The sequence below is a fragment of the Cognatundibacterium luofuense genome (assembly GCF_018139685.1).
Taxonomy (GTDB): Bacteria; Pseudomonadota; Gammaproteobacteria; order Burkholderiales; family Burkholderiaceae_D; genus Undibacterium; species Undibacterium luofuense.
Genome location: NZ_JAGSPN010000395.1, coordinates 1 through 334, shown reverse-complemented (window position 1 = coordinate 334; position 334 = coordinate 1). Strand labels below are relative to the sequence as shown.

The following is a 334-nucleotide window of genomic DNA, read 5'->3' as shown; positions in this document are numbered from 1 at the left end:
AAAAATGCACTGGCTTTAAAACCGGTGCATTTTTTTTAGACACTACGCCCCTCCCTGCGAATAGCGTAGCTTTATTTATCTAAGCCTTACTGTGCTAAATACTCAACGGCGTTCGCTGTCAGCCCATGTAACCGGCGACTGATGCTGACGCACAGCCTGACTTGCTCTGCGATATTCGCCGGAACAGGCAACTCCTGATTTAAGACCTTGTGTATCCAGACTGCGGTGGAGGTGGCATCAATGTCTTCAGGCAGTTCAGGCTCTGTAGCAGTTAACAGCTCTTGCTTTTCCAACAGCCTCTCACGCACGCCTTGGGCAAATCGGTCTATCTGCT

1 pseudogene is annotated in these 334 nt (G+C 49.7%); it reads right to left on the bottom strand.

Going from position 1 to position 334, the window contains the following annotated elements:
* Positions 1-86: 86 nt before the first annotated feature.
* A pseudogene (locus KDM89_RS20920) lies at positions 87-334 on the bottom strand (hypothetical protein); the annotation flags it as partial.